Source organism: Dactylosporangium thailandense (genome assembly GCF_059739745.1).
This window is the reverse complement of record NZ_AP029195.1, coordinates 10,980,991-10,999,625: the sequence shown is the minus strand read 5'-3', so window position 1 is coordinate 10,999,625 and position 18,635 is coordinate 10,980,991. Positions and strand designations below refer to the sequence as shown.

Below are 18,635 nucleotides of genomic sequence, written 5' to 3'. Positions count from 1 at the left end.
CTCCTCGGTGCGGGCAACCACCCATACTGCGCCATGTCGTTACCAAAGCCGGGTCTCGATGTGGCGTGCGTCACGGCATGGCGGCCGATTCGGCGGGCTTCTCGGCCTTGGCGGAGGACTCGTCGCCGACCTCCAGCGGGGCCCACGTGAACTGCAGCTCGATGTTGGGCATCGCCGGCAGCGGCGGGAGGTCGATCTCGAGACCGGCGTCCTTCGGGGCGGGGCGGTCGAGCTCACACTCCTCCAGGGCCGGCTCCTCGGGCTTCGCCGGGGCCGGCACCTCCGCGTCGGCGGCCTTGAGGACGTCGGCGAGGGTGGCCATGACGCGCTCGTTCGCCTTCCCCGGGGCCTCGGCCTCGGGCTCCTCGGGCTGCTCCCGCTCCCGCTCCGGCTCCTGCGCCTTCGGCTCCTCGGGCTCCTCGGGCGTGGTCTGCGCCGGGATCGGGAGCGGCTCCGGAGCCGAGGCCGGGGCGGCGGCCTGCAGCGCCGGGCGGGCCGGGGGCCAGGCGAGCGTGATCAGGGCGAGGAAGAACAGGGCGCCGCCGAGCATCAGCAGGCCGCCGGTGGTGGGGCCGAGCCAGGCGGGGGCGAGGCGGGCCGTGATCGCGGCGTCGATGCCGGCCTGGCCGTCGGCGCGCATCACGACGAGCGCGAGGTGCTTGCCCCGCAGGGCCGAGGACGACCAGGTGAGCCGGGCCTCGCCGCCGCGCTGCTCGCTGCGGGCGATCCAGAACTTCTCCTGGGCCGGGCGCTTCACGTCCTGGTTGTTCGCGTCCGGGTTGTTCGCGGCCGCGTTCGCCGCGTCCGGGTTCGCCGCCTGGTCGGCCGACTGGTCCGCCGACTGGTCCGCCGCCTGGTCCGCCGCCTGGTTCGCGGCTTGGTTCGCGGCTTGGTTCGCGGCGTCAGCGAGGTCGGCGGGGTCGTTCCGGACGACCGACTGGTTCGCGGTGCGGTTCGCGGGCTCGGCGGTCAGCTCGACCGGCAGCGGGCCGCGGGCGAGGCGGACGTGGGTCAGGCTCGTGTGGGCCTGGCCGTCGAGGTAGCGCTTGACGTCCGTGGTGGGCGCGAGCCCGATGAAGAGCGGGCCGCCGGAGCCGACCGCCGACAGGCTGAGCGTGGTCTGCCCACCCCGCGCGAACGGCGCGTCGGCTCGCAGGAGCGCGTCGACGTCGGGCACGACGAGGGCGGCGCCGTCGGCACGGACCCGCTCCAGTCGCGCCGAGAACGTGTCGTCGCCGGCCCGATGCTCCATGGCGAGCAGCAGTCCGCCACCGGCGAGAGCCAGCGGCACCGCGATGAGCAGCAGCAGCGCGCCGACACCCGCCCGAACCAGACGCACGACCATGGCAGCGGCCCCTCTTCCCCCCGGCGTTACGGGCCCGACATTACCGGGCAATTCGGGCGCAGACCGCACGTATCGCCCGAAAACCCCAGAATGTCGCGGTTTTCGCGCTACTTGACCGGGACCTGGACCGTCACCGTGCTCTGGTTCAAGTCGTCCACCCGAGCCGTGAACTTGAACTCCCAGGTGCCCGCGGACACCAGCGAAACCTGGCCGATCGCGTGGTCGTCGCTCACCGCGAGCGTCGGCACCGTCAGTGGCTCGATGCCCTTGGACGGCAGCGCCGCCGTCGCCTTCCACTCGACGACCGCCTGGGGGCCGGAGCCGTCGGGCTTGACCGCGTACAGATGGACGGAGTTCATGCCGACGGTCGCCGGTGAGATGTCGACCTGGATCTTGAGCAGGTTCGTGGAGACCACCGTGTCGAAGGGGCCCGGCGGGGTGTCGCTCTGCCCGGCGCGGGCCGGGCTCGTCTGGACCAGCACGGAGGTCAGGGCGAGCACGACCACGGCGATCGCGACCTCGGTGATGACGGCGGTGCGCAGCCGGCGCCGGTCGCGCTCCTCGATCACCGGCACCTCCTGCACCGGCTCGTCGTGCATCGGCTCGTCGTGCATCAGCTCGTCGTCCACCGCATTGTCGTCGTCCACCAGCTCGTCGTCCGCCGGGTCGTCCTGCGCGGCCGGCGTTGCCGGGGCGAAGCGGCGGCTGGTCAGGCGCCGCGAGTACGCCGCGACCGCCACCACGACGGCGAGCAGCGCGACCTTGGCGATGACGATCTGGCCGTACGTCGTGCCGGTGAGCGCGTCCAGCGTCCCGATCTCCACGAGGGCCTGCGCGGTGCCCGCGAGCACGAGCACCGTGATGGCGAAGAGCGCCCACCCGGACCACACCGGCACGATCGCGCTCAGCTCGCGGGCGTTCGCGCGGCGCAGCAGGAAGCCGAAGAGCATGACGAGCCCGCCCAGCCAGATCGACATGGCCGCGAGGTGGGCGGCGTCGGCGACCACGGTCAGCGTCGGCACCGGCGAGGCGCTCGGGTGGCCCGAGATCGGCCAGGTCGCGAGCCCGACGACGCCGAGGATCACGAGCATGGTCTGGTCGAACTTCCCGGCCCGCCCGGCGATCACGGGGCGCAGCAGGATCGCGGTCGCGAGCACGACGCCGAGCCGGACCAGGTGCGCGGCGCCGAACGGGGTGCCCATCACCTCGCTCGCGGCCGCGCCGGTGATGTCGAAGAGCGTGGTGCCCGCGGTGTACGGGATCTGGACGTACAACTCCAGGATCGTGCTCACCGCGAGCAGTCCGGCGCCGGTCAGCGCGACGCGCCCCGGGTCGCGCGTGGACAGCCGGCGCGGCCACAGCGCGAACAGGATGAGCGCGGGCCCGACCAGCAGCACGAGGCCGGCGAAGCCGAGGAAGCGCGCGACCGACATGGCGTTCTTGACCACGCCGTCGGTCTGCACGCCGGAGCCGGCGTCGTCGGCGTTCGGGGTGGCCGACGGCTGGCCGTAGGAGAAGCTGTAGCCGCCGCTGACCGGGTGGCTGTCGGCCGAGATGACCCGGTAGCTGACCAGGTAGGTGCCCTTCGCACCGCCGGACTTGAGCGGGATGACGAGTTCCTGGTCGCGCACGACCGGTTTGCCGGTGTCGGCCCGGCCGCCGTCCGGCGCGATGACCTTGATCTTGTCCGCGACGAGCCGGACCTGCTCGCTGAAGGTCAGCGTCACTTCGCCTGGCATGTCGTTGAGCACCGTGCCGGCGACCGGCGCGGTCTTCTCCAGCTCCGCGTGCGCGCTGGCGGGCGCGGCGGGCAGCACGAGGATGGCCAGGGCGCCGAGGAGCATCGCCAGTGGGACGGACCATCTGCGTCGGGTCATGGGTTCATGATTTCGCGCCGGTCATTGTGAGTTGGTCGCGGGGCGGCCGCAAAAAGTTCCCGGCGACTCCTCCACGAGTCCGCCATGACTTTGCGTAGCGACGTGTGTCGACCTCGTCGCGGCGGATTTTGTCGTACGCGAGGGCTACAGTCAGGGGCATGACGACGACGCGCCTCGAGCCGGGTGACACCGCCCCCGAGTTCACGCTGCAGACGGACCAGGACGAGCCCCTGTCGCTCGCCGACCTTCGCGGGCGCAAGGTCGTCCTCTATGCCTACCCCGCCGCCATGACGCCGGGCTGCACCAAGCAGGCCTGCGACTTCCGCGACAACCTTGCGTCACTGCAGGCGGCCGGCTACGAGGTCGTCGGCATCTCCCCCGACGCCCCCGCGAAGCTGGCCAAGTTCCGCGACCGCGACGCGATCACCTTCCCGCTGGTCTCCGACCCCGACCGCGCGGTCCTGCGCGCCTACGGCGCCTACGGCGAGAAGCAGAACTACGGCCGCACCGTCCTCGGCGTGATCCGCTCCACCTTCGTGATCGACGAGAAGGGCCTCATCGAGCGCGCCATGTACAACGTGCGTGCCACCGGCCACGTCGCCAAGCTGCGCAAGGACCTCGGTCTGGACTGACTGCGCTCTTGCGCCACGGACCTGGCAGCGACGGCGCGCAGCGCCAAGCGGTGTCTGGCGGGAGCAACGGTCCGCCGGTGACACGGACCCGAGTCATGGTCCGTGTTCTTTGCTGTCCGTGTTTTTGCTGCCCGTGTTCTTGCTGTCAGCCCGGCCGGCGCGGGAATTGGTGAAGCCCGGCGGAGTATCCATCCACCGGGCTTCGGCTTGCCGCCCAATTGCGCACACCGGCGACGTTTGAAGAACGAAGATCAGATTATGACGTCGCGCTCTTCGATTGAGCTATCGGCCCATGGAGAGGACCGAGCGGGAGTTGAACCCGCAACCTCGACGACTGGCGTCCCGTTCGGTTGATCCGGCGTTCGGCGGCGGATGCTCAGACTGGAGCGAGAAGTTGAGTTTGTGTTTCGGCTCCCGCGGCCGCCTCTACCGTTGGGCTACGCCGTCTCGTGTCGTGACGGCGGGAGGAATCGAACCTCCACATTGACACCGCGCGCACCTGTCAAACTGAGCCTCAGGTTCAGCCTGCGCTCCTTGCGCACCACCGATCTTAGTCGCTCGGCACCGATCGGCGAAACGCGATTTCCGGCCCCGCCGTCGCGCGGTCAGGCGCCGAACAGGTAGCGGAAGACCTTCTCCCCGGTCTCCTGCTCCACGACCTCCACGCCGTTGGCCTCCTCGCGGGCGAACTTCACCGCGGCCTGCAGCTTCTCGACGCGCTCGACGAGCTCGTTCACGCGCTTGGCCGGCAGCGCACCGGAGAACTTGACGGTCTTCCAGTAGCCGATGACCACGTCCTCGTAGTAGACCTCGACCTGCGCCGGGTGCTTCTCCGTCGCCTCGGCCTTGACGTGGTTGCGCGGGATCTTCTTCGTGCGGGTGGTCTGCGTCGGCTCGGTCGCGTACGTGTCGGCCGAGGCGTCGTAGACCCACGTCTCCGCGGCGTCGAGGATCGGCAGCTTGCGCACGAAGGTCAGGAGGTCGGCGAGCTGCTTCTCCAGGAAGAGCAGGTACGACACCGGAACCTCGCGCAGGAGGACCTGGCCGTCGACCGAGACGTCCGCGCGCGCCACGCAGTTCGTCCAGTCCTTGGTGGCGGTGACGTCGAACAGGCGGGTGAGGATCGTGCCCGTCTGGCGGAGCACCTCCTCGGCCTTGACCTGCACCCGGGTCGACTCGGGCGGCAGCTGCTCGCCCTCCTCGTCCTTCGGGCGATAGGTGCGGGAGATGCCGGCCAGCAGCGCCGGCTTCTGCAGGACGTGGTGGGCCTCGGTGAGGTCCTGGAACGAGCGGGACTTCACGCCCTTCTCGACCGCGATGATCTGATTCAGCTTCGTCATGATGCGCACGAGTGTACGAGCCCGCAAACAGGTTGCAGTAGCGATAAACGGCGGCGCGTGAGCACGAAGCGTTTGAGGCGGTGGGGCCGGTGAGAGTCGAACTCACACTGGCACGGACCTAAACCGTGTGCCTCTGCCATTGGGCTACGGCCCCCGCGTAACGCAGAGACACAATACTCACGCCAGGCGTGTGATCTCCACCGTGACGCCAAGGTGCTTGCTCGGCGCGCCGTGGTACACCCCGCGCAGCGGCGGCACGTCGTCGTAGTCGCGGCCGCGGGCGACCACCACGTGCCGCGGCCCGACGGGCACGCCGTTGGTCGGGTCGAACCCGGACCACTCCCCCGCCCACCACTCGACCCAGGCGTGGCTCTGCCCGGCGACCGTCTCGCCGACCTCGGCCTCGACCTTGGGGTGCAGGTAGCCGGAGACGTAGCGCGCGGGAATCCCCCGCGCCCGCAGCAGGCCCACGGTCAGGTGCGCGATGTCCTGGCAGACCCCCTTGCGCAGGTCCCACGCCTCCTGGGCGCTGGTCTGCACACCGGTCGAGCCGGGGACGTACGACACCTGATCCCGCACCCAGTGACAGACGGCCTCGGCGGCGTCGCCCGGGGAGCCCCCGCACGCGTCCCAGACCTCGGCGACGAGGGCCGGGGCGACCCCGGTGAGCCGCGAGTGCGCGAGGAACTCGGCGTGCGCGTCGAGCACCAGGTCGGTGCCGAGGTCGGACCAGCCGAGCGAGAGCGCCGGCGTCGGGGGCGGCGACACCTCGACCAGGCTGCTGGAGACCACGCGCAGCTGCTGGTGCGGGCGGTGCAGGTCGAACGCGGTGACCTGGGTGGCCCAGTAGTCGTGGTAGCGGTACGTGGCCGCTCCGGGCGTGACCTCGACCTGGCTGAAGAGCGTCGTCTGCCACGGCAGGGTCAGCGGGGTGAGCCGCGCCTCGTTGTAGGAGGCCGAGACCGTGCCGGCGTACTTGTAGCCGGTGACGTGCCGGATCTTCAGGCGCCAGTTCATGAGCCACCCCAAGCGACTGTGCCCCACGTGACGGGCGTGGACTGCGGGAAGTACCGGGCCGTGATCGCCGCGCTCGCCGTCGCGCAGGTCTGCTGCAGCGCGCGCAGGTGCTGCGGGAGCTCGGCCAGCAGCATGGTCGTGTCGGCGTACTCCAGCCGCGTGCGGATCTGCCCGATCGGCCGGCGGGCGGCATCGGTCACGCCCGCGCGTTCGGTGGTGGGGGCCAGATCGACGAGGCACTGCTCCGCGGTACCCAGCGCGTGCAGGGCGGACCGGGGAAACAGCCGGTCCAGGAGCAGGAACTCGGTGACCCGCTGCGGGTCGAACGTGCCGCCGTGGGTGCGCAGGAACGCCTCGTCGGCGCCGCAGGAGCGCAGCACCGTGCGCCAGCCGGTCACCTCGTCGGGCGTGTTGGTCTGGATCGACAGCAGCCGCGCGGTCATGTCGACCCGCTCCAGGCTGCGCCCGAGGACCAGGAACCGCCAGCCGTCGTCGCGGCTCATCGTCGACTCGGCGAGCCCGGCGAGCACGGCCGCCCGCTCGCGCACGTAGCTGAGGAAGATCGTCGGCCCGAGCCGCTCGGCCGCGACCCGGCGCGACGCGAGCGTGTGCCAGGTGACGTTGAGGCACTCCCACATCTCGCTGGAGATCGTCTCGCGCACGCCGCGCGCGTTGTCGCGCGCGGCCACGATCGCCCCGGAGATCGCGCTCGGGTCCTCGGCGTCGAACGCGAGCAGCTCGAGCGCGTCGCCGGTGGTGAGCCGGCGGTCCTGCGGCGCGGGCGCGCCGAGGATCGACATGAGCGTGCGGCAGGCCGCGTCCTCGTCGGCCCACGGGTCCTCGAGCAGCCGGCCGAGGAAGGCGTCGAGGATGCGTGCGGTGTCGTCGGCGCGCTCGATGTACCGGCCGATCCAGAACAGCGACTCCGCGATGCGACTGAGCATCTGCCCTCCTCCCTACTGCTGCTGTCCGGCCATCTGGGCGGCCGCGGGCCCGCTGTCGCGCGGGCTCCCGCCGGTGTCGCGGGGCTCGGCGGCGACCCGCGGCTGCGGTGCCGGCGCCGGATCGCCCGGGTGGGCCAGCACCCAGGTGTCCTTGGAGCCGCCGCCCTGGCTGGAGTTGACCACGAGCGCCCCCTCGGGCAGCGCGACGCGGGTCAGCCCGCCGGGCAGCAGCCAGATCTCGTTGCCGTCGTTGACCGCGAACGGCCGCAGGTCGATGTGGCGCGGCGCGACCCGGTCCCCGAGCAGCGTCGGCGACGTGGACAGCGCGACGGGCCGCTGCGCGATCCAGCCGCGCGGGTCCTTCTCGACCGCCCGCCGCAGCGTGGCCAGGGTCTCCTCGGAGGCCTGCGGCCCGATCACGATCCCCTTGCCCCCGGCCCCGTCGACCGGCTTGAGCACGAGCTGGTCGAGCCGGCCGAGCACGTCGTGGAGCACCTCGGGGTCGCGGTCGTCGAGCCGGTACGTCTCCACGTTGTCGATCAGCGGCTCCTCGGCGAGGTAGTAGCGGATCAGGTCGGGCACGTACGTGTACAGCAGCTTGTCGTCGGCGACCCCGTTGCCCACCGCGTTGGCGAGCGTGACCTGCCCCGCCCGCGCCGCGTTCACGATCCCCGGGCACCCGATCACCGAGTCCGGCCGGAAGTGCAGCGGATCGATGAAGTCGTCGTCGACGCGCCGGTAGACGACGTGCACCGGCCGCTCGCCCTGCGTGGTGCGCATCCGCACTCGATTGCCGCTGCACACGAGGTCGCGCCCCTCGACGAGCTCGACGCCCATGAGCCGAGCGAGCAGCGCATGCTCGAAGTAGGCGGCGTTGTAGACCCCCGGCGTCAGCACCACGACGGTCGGATCGTCGACCCCTTCGGGCGCCGCGGCCCGCAACGCCGCGAGGAGCCGGGCCGGATAGTCGTCGACGGGCCGCACCCGAGCATCGGCGAACAGCGCCGGCATCGTGTGCGTGAGCGCCCGCCGGTTCTCGATCACGTACGACACCCCGGACGGAATCCGGAGATTGTCCTCCAATACCCGGAAATGCCCCTGCTCGTCCCGCACCAGGTCGACGCCGCTGATGTGCACCCGCACGCCGTTGGGCGGCTCGATGCCGTACGCCTGCCGATGAAAGTGCGCACTGGTCGTGATCAGCTTGCGCGGCACGACCCCGTCGGCGAACACGCGCCCGGCCCCGTAGATGTCGGCGAGAAAGGCCTCGAGCGCCTTGACCCGCTGCTGCACCGCGGCGGTGAGAAGATCCCACTCGGTCGCGTCGAGGATGCGCGGAATGAGGTCGAGCGGGAACGGCCGCTCCTCCCCGGCGTAGGCGAACGTGACCCCGCGATCGGTGAACACCCGAGCCAGCTGATCGGCCCGAAACCGCAGGTCAGCCGGCGCGAGCGGCTGCAGCGCAGCAAACAACGACCGATAGGGCGACCGCGGCTGCCCGGGGCGTTCGAACATCTCGTCCCACGCCTCGAACATGGCCCCGGACATCGAGTACTCATCGAAGATGTCCGCCATGAACGGAGCCTAGGCACGAACCATTTCGCTCACATTACCGGTGTGTTTTGGCCACTGATCTTGCATCGATAGCAGTCCTTCAATGCCCCAACGGGCGCCTTGAAGCCCTGTCTGCGTCTCCGTCTCCGGCTCCGGCTTCGGCCCGCACCCCCGCCGCGCACCGCAAGCCCTCAGCCGCGAACCGCCGCGCCCCAGCCGCCGACGCTGGCCGCCCCTCGACGAAGGTCACTGAACCCGGTGGCCCCGAGCGCCGCTACGACAGACCCCGCGGCGACCCGACCCCGTTCATCGCCTCAGCCAGCGCCATCAACGACCGCACCACCGCATTACGCCCCTCCCCTCCGTGCAGCACCTTCCGCGGCTCCCGAATCCGCTCCACCCCGATCGCATGCGCCCCCGCCCGCTGCGTCGCAGACATCGCCGAGAACGTCGCGCACACCACCGCCGCGTCCTGCGCCTGAACCCCGATCGCCTCGAACACCGGGGCCATCGTCCGGATCGCCGGGTTCCGCATCGCGAACCCCCGCCCCAGCGCCGGCCCGACGAGCCCGCGCAGCCCCAGCCGGTGCAGGTACCGCCCAACCGCCGACTCGCTGTGCGGCGCGTACACGGCAACCGACCGCCCCGTCGCCCGGCACGCCTCGAGCAACTCGGCCGATCCCGTGGTCACCGGCACCCAGTCCGCCGCGTCGACCTCTGCGTCGTGGATCAGCTGCTCGGCCCTGCGCCCCACCTCCTCCGACACCTCGTACGCCTCGGCCAGCACCTCGAACGGGTTGTCACTCGTGCCGCCCAGGATCGACATCCGATGCCCGGTCTCCTGCAGCATCTCGCCGACCTGCCGCGCCACCGTCTCCGGCTCGGGCAGCAGGTTCCCGAGCACGCTGAACGTCACGACGACGTGATGCGTGCGATCGAGGATCTCGGCAAGATGGGGCCGCACCCGCACGGGCGTCACGCCTTGATCATGTCCCGCCAGCAGCACCCCGCGACGTGTTATGCCACTTTCGCCTCGCCGCCCGGCGTGCTCTCGTCGTCAATGTCCGAATCCCATGCAGGCGCCGCCTGATGCACTGAACCGCATCGGGGTGCCTCATCGCCAGTGCGGCCCCGGCGCTGTCAGACGACCGTGATCTCGTCGCCGATCGCGATCCTCCCGCGCATGTCCGGGATGAGGTTGACGGCGAACAGCAGCCCACTCGGGAACCGCCGGTGCTTGGCCAGCACCCGCAGCGGCTGCCGCCCCTTCTCACCCGTCTCGGGGTCGATGGTGGTCAGCACGCACCGTTCGCACGCCTTCGGCACGCGGAAGGAGACCTCGCCGATGACGACCCGGCGGCCGATCCAGTCGTCCTCCGCCCAGGCCGGGGCGCCGGAGACGACGACGTTGGGCCGGAACCGCGTCATCGCGACGGGCTCGTCCCCGTCCTCGGCCAGCCAGTCGTTGACCGCCCGCAGCGAGGCCTCGTTGGCCAGCAGGAGCGGGTAGCCGTCCGCGAAGCTGACCCGGTCCTCCGGCATCCCGTACTCCGGGTCGACCATCCGCCGGGTCGGATCGTCGAGGTGGAACAGGCGGGCCGGCCGGCCGATCACCTGCGACACCCAGCGGTTCGCGACGTCCCCCGCGGACGTCGCGGCGATCCACATGTGGAAGTGCTTGATGTCTGACGTCTCGGCCGACGGATACGGCACCCCGAGCGGCTCCGCCCCCTCCGCCTCGAGCACCAGCCCCAGGTCGTCGTACCGCGGCCGGACCCGACCCAGCGGCGGCCAGTCCCGCTGGGTGATCAGCTTGGACGCCTCGTCGACGACGATCCAGCGGCGGTCGCCGGCCAGGCCCCATGGCTCGACTTCCGCGCTTTTCGCCTCGACGCGGTAGCAGCTCTTGATCGGATAGGTCGCTAGGTAGCTCAGCCGCACGCTCAGAGACTCGCATGGCCGTCCCCCTTCCCGCCAACATTCTGAATGATCCCATGCACTTGACGCAAGCCTGAAAGTCGACTTACATTGACCCCATGACTTCCACCCCGCGCCAGCGGATACTCGACCTCTTCGATGGACAGCGCCTCACGCCCGTCCAGCGGCGCATCGCGCGCATCCTGGTCGAGCACGCCGGGCAGGCCGGCTATCTCTCCAGCGGCGACCTGGCGACCCTCGCGGGCGTGAGTCAGCCGTCGGTGACCCGGTTCGCAACGGCGCTGGGGTTCGAGGGCTATCCCGCACTCCGCGACCAGCTTCGCGTGACGATCGACGGCTACCGGCACGGTTCATCCACAGTGGACGACGCCGACGAGTCCGTGCCGGCCAGCCAGTTCGAGCAGGCGCTCGGCGACGAGATCGCCAACCTGCAGCAGCTCTCTGCCATGCTCAAGGACCCCGGGCCGCTGACCGAGGCGGGGCAGCTACTGATGGCGAGCCGGCCACTGCCGGTCCTCGGCTTGCGGGCAGCCGCGGCGCTCGCGGGAGCCTTCGCCTACTTCGCGGCCAAGGTCCATCCGGATGTACGGTTTGTCCAGGAGCAAGGCAGCCTGCTCGCGGATCGTCTGGAACAGGCGCGCGCGGCCGGTGCAGTTGCGATGCTGGCGTTTGTGCTGCCCCGATATCCGCGCGAGGCGGTCGACGCGCTCCGGGAAGCGCGGGCCGCAGGGCTTCGTGTCGTCACCGTGACCGACTCACCGGTCAGTCCGGCGGCCGCCGAGTCGGACGTGGTGCTCACCGCGCCGGTGGGCTCCCGCCTGGTCTTCGACATGCACACCGCGCCGATGGCGATGGTGACGATCCTGCTCCAGGCGATGTGCGACTCCGCACCGGCCGAAACCCAGGAGCGGCTCGAGGCGTTCGAGCGCTCCGCCGCCACTCGTCAGGTATTCCTGCCCTAACCGAGGAGAATCATGGAAGCAATCCGTGCCCCTCGGGGCACCCAGTTGACGGCGCGAGGATGGCAACAGGAAGCCGCCCTGCGCATGCTCATGAACAACCTCGATCCTGACGTCGCGGAACGCCCCCAGGATCTGGTGGTCTACGGCGGCACGGGCAAGGCCGCGCGGGACTGGCCGTCCTACCGAGCGCTGGTCCGCACGCTGACGACGCTGGCGCCCGACGAGACGATGCTGGTGCAGTCCGGCCGGCCCATCGGGGTGCTGCAGACGCACGAGTGGGCGCCGCGGGTCCTGATCGCCAACTCCAACCTCGTCGGCGACTGGGCCAACTGGCCGGAGTTCCGGCGGCTGGAGGCGCTCGGCCTCACGATGTACGGGCAGATGACCGCCGGGTCGTGGATCTACATCGGCACGCAAGGCATCCTGCAGGGCACCTACGAGACGTTCGCGGCGGTGGCGGAGAAGCGGTTCGGCGGGACGCTGGCCGGCACGCTCACGGTCACCGCGGGGTGCGGCGGGATGGGCGGTGCCCAGCCGCTCGCGGTCACCATGAACGGCGGCGTCTGCCTGATCATCGACGTCGACCGCAGCCGGCTCGAACGCCGGGTCGCCACCCGCTACCTCGACGTCATCGCCGACTCGCTGGAGGCCGGGGTCCGAGCCGCCGCCGAGGCCCAGATCGCGCGCAAGCCGCTCTCCGTCGGGATCGTGGGCAACGCCGCGCTGCTGCTTCCCGAACTGCTGCGGATGGGCGTCCCGGTCGACATCGTGACCGACCAGACCTCGGCGCACGACCCGCTGTCCTACATCCCGAGCGGCATCGATCCCGAGGACGCGGCCGACTACGCGGCCAAGAAGCCCGAGGAGTTCACCGAGCGCGCCCGCCACTCGATGGCGCGGCACGTGGAGGCGATGGTCGGATTCCTCGACCGCGGCGCCGAGGTGTTCGACTACGGCAACTCGATCCGGGGCGAGGCGCAACTGGGCGGGTTCGATCGGGCGTTCGCGTTTCCGGGGTTCGTCCCGGCGTACATCCGGCCGCTCTTCTGCCAGGGCAAGGGCCCCTTCCGCTGGGCCGCACTGTCGGGCAACCCCGCCGACATCGCCGCCACCGACCGGGCGATCCTCGACCTCTTCCCGGAGAACGCCTCGCTGCACCGCTGGATCAAGATGGCGCAGGAGCGGGTCGCGTTCCAGGGCCTGCCGGCTCGCATCTGCTGGCTCGGCCAAGGCGAACGCGACCGGGCCGGGCTCCGGTTCAACGAGATGGTCGCCGACGGCACGTTGGAGGCCCCGATCGTCATCGGGCGCGACCACCTCGACACCGGCTCCGTCGCCTCTCCGTACCGGGAGACCGAGGCGATGCGCGACGGTTCCGACGCGATCGCGGACTGGCCGCTGCTCAACGCGCTGGTGAACACGGCCTCGGGCGCCTCCTGGGTGTCGATCCACCACGGCGGCGGCGTCGGGATCGGCCGCTCCATCCACGCCGGGCAGGTCTCGGTCGCCGACGGCACCGAGCTCGCGGCACAGAAGCTGGCACGGGTGCTCAGCAACGACCCCGCGATGGGCGTGCTGCGGCACGTGGACGCCGGGTACGACGACGCGGCCGAGGTCGCCGAGTCGAACGGGCTACGGGTGCCGATGCGGGAGACGGCGGCCGACGGCGGAGAGGCCGGTGAGCGGGCATGATGAGCGCCGACCGGTTCGCCGCGCTGTGGGGATCGCTGAGCCCGATCGGCCGGGTCGGCGAGGACGGTGGGTACGTCCGGCATTCGTGGACCGACACCGATCTGGTCTGCCGCGAGTGGTTCGTCGAGGAGGCGCTGGACCGCGACCTCGAGGTCGAAATCGACCGCAACGGCAACCTGTGGGCCTGGTGGGGCGAGCCGGACCAGGAGGGCGCGGTCGTCACCGGCAGCCATCTCGACTCCGTCCCGCACGGGGGCGCCTACGACGGGCCGTTGGGCGTCGTGTCGGGGCTGCTCGCCATCGACCGGCTCCGCGAGCGAGGCGTGAAGCCGGCGCGGCCGGTGGCGGTCGTGGTATTCACCGAGGAGGAGGGCGCCCGGTTCGGGGTGCCGTGCCTCGGCTCGCGGCTGATGACCGGCGCATTCGATCCCGCGAAGGCACTGCGGCTGCGGGACCAGGAGGGCACCTGGCTCGCGGACGCGATCGGGCGGGCCGGGCTCGACCCGGATCGGCTCGGGCCCGATCCGGAACGTCTGGCGCGCATCGGGGCGTTCGTCGAGCTCCACGTCGAGCAGGGGCGAGCCCTCGACCACCTCGACGCCCCGGTCGGGGTTGCGAGCGCGATCTGGCCGCACGGGCGGTATCGCTTCGAGTTCACCGGCGAGGGCAACCACGCCGGCACGACCCGCATGTCGGACCGGCACGACCCGATGCTCACGCTCGCCTACACGGTGCTGGCGACCGACGAGGCCGCCCGGACCCACGGCGCGCACGCGACCGTCGGGCGGGTCGAGGTCGCGCCGAACGCCACCAACGCCATCGCGGCCCGCGCCTCCGCGTGGCTCGACGCCCGGGCCGCCGACGGCGAGACGCTGCAGAAGCTCGTCGAGGCCATTCACCAGCGAGCGGAGAGGCGGGCCCGGCTCGACGGCACGCACGTCACGATGGCCGCGGAGTCGGTCACCGGCGAGGTCGGGTTCACGGGGGACGTCAGCAAGCTCGCCGCCCTCGAGCTTCAGGCGCCCGTGCTGCCGACCGGTGCCGGGCACGACGCGGGCGTGTTGTCCGCCCACGTCGACACGGCGATGTTGTTCGTGAGGAACCCGACGGGCATCTCGCACGCGCCGCAGGAATCGGCCCGCGATGCCGACTGCGCCGCCGGGGTGGAGAAGCTCACCGATCTTTTGGCCCGGCTATGTCAGTGATGCGGTACCACTGCGAACACGCCTGGCTGCCGTCCGGCGTCGCCGACGACGTGGTGGTCGAGATCGCGGGCGGCCGGTTCGTCGTGGTTCGGCCGCGGACGCCGGTCGACGCGCCCGAGGCCGCCGGGGCGATGCGGCTGCCGGGGCTGACGCTGCCGGGCCTGGCCAACGCGCACTCCCACGCGTTCCACCGGGCGCTGCGGGGCCGGACGCAGCGGGGGCGGGGCACATTCTGGACCTGGCGCGAGCAGATGTACGCGGTGGCGAGCGCGCTCGACCCGGACTCGTATCACGCGCTGGCGGTGGCGGTGTACGCCGAGATGGCACGGGCCGGGATCACCTGCGTCGGCGAGTTCCACTATCTGCACCACGGGCCGGGCGGGGTCAGGTATGCGGACCCCAACGCGATGGGCGAGGCGCTCATCGCCGCGGCGGCCGATGCGGGGATCAGGATCACGCTGCTCGACACGCTGTATCTGACGGCGGGGGTCGATGGGCGGGCGCTTGAGGGGGTACAGCTCCGGTTTGGTGATGGGTCGATCGACGCCTGGTCGAACCGGCTGGATCGGCTCCGGCCCCGGCCCCACGCGCGGATCGGGGCGGCGGCGCACAGCGTGCGGGCCGTGCCGGCGGAGGTGCTGACGGCGTTCGTGGCGCGCACCGACGGCCTGCCGACGCACGTGCACCTCTCGGAGCAGCGCGCGGAGAACGAGGCCTGCCTCGCGGTTCACGGCCGGACGCCGACGGAGCTGCTCGCCGATCGCGGGCTGCTCGGCGGGCGGGTGACGGCCGTGCACGCCACGCACCTGACGGACACGGACCGGACCGAGCTCGGCGACAGCGGCACCGGGGTGTGCTTCTGCCCGACGACCGAGCGGGATCTCGCCGACGGCATCGGGCACGCGCGGGCGCTGGTCGACGCGGGCAGCCCGCTCAGCCTGGGCAGCGACAGCCACGCGGTGATCGATCTGTTCGAGGAGGCGCGCGGGGTCGAGATGCACGAGCGGCTCCACACCGAGCATCGCGGGCACTTCACGGGCGCCGAGCTGATGAGCGCGGCCACGGCCGCCGGGCACGCGGCGCTCGGCTGGTCGCACGCCGGCACCATTGCGGTCGGCGGCCGGGCGGACCTGGTCACCGTGGCGCTCGACTCGCCGCGGACGGCGGGCTGCGATCCGGCGGCGATCGGGTTCGTGGCCACGGCGGCGGACGTGCGGCACGTGGTCGTCGACGGGCGGGTCGTCGTGCGCGACGGAGTGCACGTCGCGGTTCCGGACGTGGGGGCGGCGCTGCAGGGGGCGCTCGGAAAGATCTCGGCCGGTGCGAGTGAGACCGCTGACAGCAGCCGCGTCGGGGCGGCGGCGCGATGAGGTCGCTGCTGGTCACCAACATCGGGGAGCTCGTCACGGGCGACTCGAACTGGGGTGAGGGACCGCTGGGGATCCGCCGCGATGCCGCGCTCGTCATCGACGGCCGGCGGGTCGAGTGGATCGGGCGGGCCGGGGACGCGCCGGCGGCCGACATGCGGCTCGACGCGAACGGGGCGGCGGTGCTGCCCGGGTTCGTCGACAGCCACTCACACCTGGTGTTCGGGGGCGATCGGGCGGCGGAGTTCGCGGCGCGGATGGCGGGGCAGCCGTATACGGGCGGCGGGATTCGCACGACGGTCGGGGCGACCCGGGCCGCCGATGACGAGCAGTTGCGGGCGAACGTGGCGCGGTTGCGGCATGAGGCGCTGCGGCAGGGCACGACGACGATGGAGATCAAGTCCGGGTATGGGCTGAGCGTGGCCGATGAGGCCCGGTCACTGCGGATCGCGCGGGAGTTCAGCACCGAGACGACGTTCCTCGGGGCGCATGTGGTGCCGGCGGAGTACGCGGGCCGGGCGGACGACTACGTGAGCCTCGTCTGCGGGCCGATGCTCACCGCGGCGCACGGGGCCGGGGCTCGGTGGATCGACGTGTTCTGCGAGCGGGGTGCGTTCGACGCGGATCACTCGCGGGCCATCCTGACCGTCGGCGCCGACGCGGGGATGGGCGTGCGGGTGCACGCGAACCAGCTGTCGGAGGGGCCCGGGGTGCGGCTGGCGGTGGAGCTGAACGCGGCGTCGGCGGATCACTGCACGCACCTGACCGCGGCGGACATCGCGGCGCTCGCCGGGTCGAGCACGGTCGCGACGCTGCTGCCGGGGGCGGAGTTCTCGACGCGGTCGCCGTATCCGCCGGCCCGGGCACTGCTCGACGCGGGGGCGACGGTCGCGCTGGCGACGGATTGCAATCCCGGGTCGTCGTACACCACGTCGATGCCGTTCTGCATCGCGCTCGCGGTGCGGGAGATGGCGATGACGCCGGCCGAGGCCGTGCTCGCGGCGACGCGGGGCGGGGCGGCGGCGCTGCGCCGGGAAGACATCGGGCGGCTGACGTACGGGGCGCGCGGCGACCTCGTCGTGCTGGACGCCCCCTCGTACGTGCACCTGGCCTACCGGCCCGGGGTGCCGCTGACCACCAACGTCGTGCTCAATGGGGAGCTGGTTTGATCACCATCACCGCCTCTGGCATCACCCCCGACGACCTGATCGCGGTCGCCCGGGGCAACGCGCGGGTGACCCTCGCGCCGGACGCGCTCGACGCCATGCGCGCGAGCCGGTCCATCGTGGACGCGATCGAGCGGGACGGGCGCCCGGTGTACGGGGTGTCGACCGGGTTCGGGGCGCTCGCCAACACGTTCATCGCACCCGAGCGCCGGGCAGAGCTGCAGCACGCGCTGATCCGCTCGCACGCGGCGGGCGTCGGGGCGCCGGTGCAGCGGGAGGTCGTACGAGCGATGATCCTGCTGCGGATCCGCTCCCTGGCGATGGGGCGCTCCGGGGTGCGGCCCGAGGTCGCGCAGGCGCTCGTGGAACTGCTCAACGCGGACATCACGCCGTGGGTGCCCGAGCACGGGTCGCTCGGTGCATCCGGGGACCTCGCGCCGCTGGCCCACTGCGCGCTGGTGCTGATCGGCGAGGGGTGGGTGCTGGCGAAGGACGGCACCCGGATCAGCGCGCTCGACGCCGGAGTGTCGCCGATCGCGCTGTCCTCGAAGGAGGGGCTGGCGCTCATCAACGGCACCGACGGCATGCTCGGCATGCTGATCATGGCCATCGAGGACTCGCGGCACCTGTTCACGATGGCGGACATCACCGCGGCGCTGTCGATCGAGGCGATGCTCGGCTCCGACCGGCCGTTCATGCCGGAGCTGCACACGATCCGGCCGCACCCGGGGCAGGCGGCCTCGGCAGCGAACATCCACCGGCTTCTGCAGGGCTCGCCGATCATGGACTCGCATCGGGACGACCTGGTGCACGCGGTGCAGGACGCGTATTCGATGCGGTGCGCGCCGCAGGTGGCCGGGGCGGCGCGGGACACGCTCGAGTTCGCGGCGACGGTCGCGGGGCGGGAGCTGCGCTCGATCGTGGACAACCCGGTGGTGCTCACCGACGGGCGCGTCGAGTCGACGGGGAACTTCCACGGGGCGCCGCTCGGGTTCGCCGCGGACTTCCTCGCGATCGCGGCGGCCGAGGTCGGGGCGATCGCGGAGCGGCGGGTGGACCGGCTGCTCGACGTCACCCGGTCGCGGGAGTTGCCGCCGTTCCTGACCCCGGATGCGGGGGTGAATTCGGGGCTGATGATCGCGCAGTACACGGCGGCGGGGATCGTCGCGGAGAACCGGCGGCTCGCTTCGCCCGCGAGCGTGGACTCGCTGCCGACCTCGGGCATGCAGGAGGACCACGTGTCGATGGGGTGGGCGGCGACGCGGAAGCTGCGGACCGTTCTGGACAACCTGTGCAGCATCCTGGCGGTCGAGTTGATCTCGGCGGTGCGCGGCATCCAGCTGCGGGCGCCGCTGCGGCCCTCGCCGGCCGGGGCGCGCGCGGTGGCGCTGGTGGAGCGGTTCGCGGGCGGGCCGGGGCCGGATGTGTTCCTCGCGCCGGTGATGGAGGCGGCGCGCGGGCTGGTTTGGTCGCGGGAGCTGCGCAAGGAGATCGAGGGGGTGGCGGGGCCGCTCGCCTGACGAGAGCACGGACAAGGGCCAGAGCGGCGGCCGGAGCAGGGACCGAGAAAAACCCGGCCTGGGCCGGCCGCCGTCT

At 71.8% G+C, this 18,635-nt stretch carries 15 protein-coding genes and 1 tRNA gene; 7 read left to right on the top strand and 9 right to left on the bottom strand.

Going from position 1 to position 18,635, the window contains the following annotated elements:
- Window positions 1-70: 70 nt before the first annotated feature.
- Both AC6JBM_RS49280 and AC6JBM_RS49275 read right to left on the bottom strand, forming a co-directional pair.
- Window positions 71-1,345, bottom strand: coding sequence for a hypothetical protein (locus AC6JBM_RS49280; RefSeq protein WP_497980458.1), 1,275 nt, complete (start codon window positions 1,343-1,345; stop codon window positions 71-73).
- Window positions 1,346-1,452: 107 nt separating this feature from the next.
- A complete protein-coding gene (locus tag AC6JBM_RS49275) occupies window positions 1,453-3,222 on the bottom strand; it encodes a copper resistance CopC/CopD family protein (RefSeq protein WP_497980457.1) in 1,770 nt (589 codons plus the stop codon).
- 158 nt (window positions 3,223-3,380) lie between these two features.
- Here AC6JBM_RS49275 and bcp point away from each other — a divergent pair, with 158 nt between their 5' ends.
- Window positions 3,381-3,854 carry a thioredoxin-dependent thiol peroxidase gene (gene bcp, locus AC6JBM_RS49270; protein ID WP_497980456.1) on the top strand — a complete coding sequence of 158 codons (474 nt, stop codon included), beginning with the start codon at window positions 3,381-3,383 and terminating at the stop codon, window positions 3,852-3,854.
- 605 nt (window positions 3,855-4,459) lie between these two features.
- Here bcp and AC6JBM_RS49265 read toward each other — a convergent pair.
- From AC6JBM_RS49265 to AC6JBM_RS49235, 7 genes are all read right to left on the bottom strand, one after another.
- Entirely contained in the window at window positions 4,460-5,194 is a 735-nt protein-coding gene (locus AC6JBM_RS49265; RefSeq protein WP_497980455.1) for a DUF7873 family protein, read from the bottom strand.
- 81 nt (window positions 5,195-5,275) lie between these two features.
- A tRNA-Leu gene (locus AC6JBM_RS49260) sits at window positions 5,276-5,348 on the bottom strand.
- Window positions 5,349-5,371: 23 nt separating this feature from the next.
- Window positions 5,372-6,211, bottom strand: a complete 840-nt coding sequence (locus AC6JBM_RS49255; protein ID WP_497980454.1) for a transglutaminase family protein — start codon at window positions 6,209-6,211, stop codon at window positions 5,372-5,374.
- Window positions 6,208-7,155 (bottom strand): alpha-E domain-containing protein, encoded by a 948-nt coding sequence (locus AC6JBM_RS49250; protein ID WP_497980453.1) that lies wholly within the window; start codon window positions 7,153-7,155, stop codon window positions 6,208-6,210. The genes AC6JBM_RS49255 and AC6JBM_RS49250 overlap by 4 nt, the downstream gene beginning before the upstream one ends.
- A gap of 12 nt (window positions 7,156-7,167) precedes the next feature.
- A complete protein-coding gene (locus AC6JBM_RS49245; protein WP_497980452.1) occupies window positions 7,168-8,730 on the bottom strand; it encodes a circularly permuted type 2 ATP-grasp protein in 1,563 nt (520 codons plus the stop codon).
- Between the two features lie 253 nt (window positions 8,731-8,983).
- A complete protein-coding gene (locus tag AC6JBM_RS49240) occupies window positions 8,984-9,715 on the bottom strand; it encodes an HAD family hydrolase (protein ID WP_497980451.1) in 732 nt (243 codons plus the stop codon).
- Between the two features lie 134 nt (window positions 9,716-9,849).
- Window positions 9,850-10,650 carry an MOSC domain-containing protein gene (locus AC6JBM_RS49235; RefSeq protein WP_497980450.1) on the bottom strand — a complete coding sequence of 267 codons (801 nt, stop codon included), beginning with the start codon at window positions 10,648-10,650 and terminating at the stop codon, window positions 9,850-9,852.
- Between the two features lie 95 nt (window positions 10,651-10,745).
- On the opposite strand from AC6JBM_RS49235, the gene AC6JBM_RS49230 reads away from it, so the two are divergent.
- Genes AC6JBM_RS49230 through hutH form a run of 6 tightly spaced genes read left to right on the top strand, consistent with a single transcriptional unit; the run spans window position 10,746 to window position 18,559 of the window.
- Window positions 10,746-11,609 (top strand): MurR/RpiR family transcriptional regulator, encoded by an 864-nt coding sequence (locus AC6JBM_RS49230; RefSeq protein WP_497980449.1) that lies wholly within the window; start codon window positions 10,746-10,748, stop codon window positions 11,607-11,609.
- Between the two features lie 9 nt (window positions 11,610-11,618).
- Window positions 11,619-13,301 carry a urocanate hydratase gene (gene hutU, locus AC6JBM_RS49225; RefSeq protein WP_497986710.1) on the top strand — a complete coding sequence of 561 codons (1,683 nt, stop codon included), beginning with the start codon at window positions 11,619-11,621 and terminating at the stop codon, window positions 13,299-13,301.
- Window positions 13,301-14,506: an allantoate amidohydrolase gene (locus tag AC6JBM_RS49220; RefSeq protein WP_497986709.1), complete on the top strand. Its 1,206-nt coding sequence runs from the start codon at window positions 13,301-13,303 to the stop codon at window positions 14,504-14,506. Before hutU ends, AC6JBM_RS49220 begins: the two co-directional genes overlap by 1 nt.
- Window positions 14,503-15,876: a formimidoylglutamate deiminase gene (locus tag AC6JBM_RS49215; RefSeq protein WP_497986708.1), complete on the top strand. Its 1,374-nt coding sequence runs from the start codon at window positions 14,503-14,505 to the stop codon at window positions 15,874-15,876. The genes AC6JBM_RS49220 and AC6JBM_RS49215 overlap by 4 nt, the downstream gene beginning before the upstream one ends.
- Complete coding sequence (hutI, locus tag AC6JBM_RS49210) at window positions 15,873-17,042, top strand: imidazolonepropionase (RefSeq protein WP_497980448.1); 1,170 nt, start codon at window positions 15,873-15,875, stop codon at window positions 17,040-17,042. Before AC6JBM_RS49215 ends, hutI begins: the two co-directional genes overlap by 4 nt.
- Complete coding sequence (gene hutH, locus AC6JBM_RS49205; RefSeq protein ID WP_497980447.1) at window positions 17,039-18,559, top strand: histidine ammonia-lyase; 1,521 nt, start codon at window positions 17,039-17,041, stop codon at window positions 18,557-18,559. The genes hutI and hutH overlap by 4 nt, the downstream gene beginning before the upstream one ends.
- Window positions 18,560-18,635: the final 76 nt, after the last annotated feature.